This window comes from Actinomyces sp. oral taxon 849 str. F0330 (genome assembly GCF_000239715.1).
GTDB lineage: Bacteria > Actinomycetota > Actinomycetes > Actinomycetales > Actinomycetaceae > Actinomyces > Actinomyces johnsonii.
This window is the reverse complement of the sequence record NZ_JH470388.1, coordinates 1-1,181: the sequence shown is the minus strand read 5'-3', so window position 1 is coordinate 1,181 and position 1,181 is coordinate 1. Positions and strand designations below refer to the sequence as shown.

1 protein-coding gene and 1 pseudogene are annotated in these 1,181 nt (G+C 60.5%); both read right to left on the bottom strand.

The features are described from left to right. Positions 1 to 382: pseudogene (locus tag HMPREF0975_RS17000) on the bottom strand (zinc transporter); the annotation flags it as partial. After that, complete coding sequence (locus HMPREF0975_RS14250) at positions 379 to 1,128, bottom strand: DUF6318 family protein (protein WP_009234945.1); 750 nt, start codon at positions 1,126 to 1,128, stop codon at positions 379 to 381. The gene HMPREF0975_RS14250 and the pseudogene HMPREF0975_RS17000, both read right to left, overlap by 4 nt. Between the last annotated feature and the right edge of the window lie 53 nt (positions 1,129 to 1,181).

Sequence of the window (1,181 nt, the reverse complement as noted above, 5' to 3'; positions counted from 1 at the left end):
GGGTGGTGATCGTGATCGTGCGGGGGCCGCCGGTGGGTTCCTCGGGTCCGGAGGGCTGGAGCAGCCCGTTGTTCACGCAGTGAATCTCAGGGTGTTCGTCGCCGTTGTCGGTGCATTTCTGGTGGGGTTTCTCGTCCCACATCGACGGTTCTGATGCCGTCACGTCTGGGTGTTCCTGAGATGGTGGCTCACCGGGCTCCGATGCCCCCTCCTGGGGAATCTGCTCTGTCACTTCACCATAAGCATTTACCCCCTTGTCGGTGTTTCCGGCGGTCACGTTAGATTCGACGGCCGCAGAATTTTCTCCGCCGCCTTTTGAGTGTGGCATTGGTAGAATTAATGGTGCGACAATCGCGATGGCGGCGATAGGTTTCATGATCATTTTTCAACCACCTCGACCGCCCCAATCGACCAGCGGCCGTTGATATACCTAACTCCGAAATTAAGAACTCTTCCATCATCCGTTTCGGAAGTTTTCGAGGGGGTGCCGTCTCCGGGGTGGGAGGTCATTTGTCCGTAGTTGATGACGATTTTGATTCGATTGTAATTATATCCGTCTAGTTTGTCGTAGTATGTGGCATCTACAATGCTTTGGTCCCATTTATCTATCCATCCTCCTGTTGCGTGAAGCTTGGTTGCCCGATCAATTGCAGATTGGCAGAATTGGCACTGGTCTTCGCTCATGGCTGCGAGTTCGGTGGTGTTGCCGGTCATGAAGGCGTAGCGGTAGAGGTCGAGGAAGTAGTAGACGCTTGCGACTGCGCCCTCGGAGGTCTCCTCGCTGACCTGTGGATTCTTGGCGGGTGCGGGTTCGGCTAGGGCGGTGTCGCGCTGGATCTTGAGTTCGGGGGTCAGGGCGGCTTCTCGGGAGGCGGTCGCTGAGGCGTTGGCGTCGGCGATCCCTTTCTCGGCCCGGGCGACGGCCGCAGACGCGCTGGCACTGGCGCTGGCACTGGCCTCCGCCCGCGCGTCCTTCAGCGCGCAGCCCGCCGCCCCCAGGGCCAGGACGCATACCACCGCCAAACCGGCGGCCGCCCGGCGTTGCCCCAGACGAGAACCGGACCGGCCGCACTCGACTGCGGGTCGCCTCGAGTGCACAGGCCTTGGGGATCGTAGGGACGTACTCATCACCGATAGCCTCCTCGCCACCGAAACAACTCCTCACACCACCGGGACGGGCG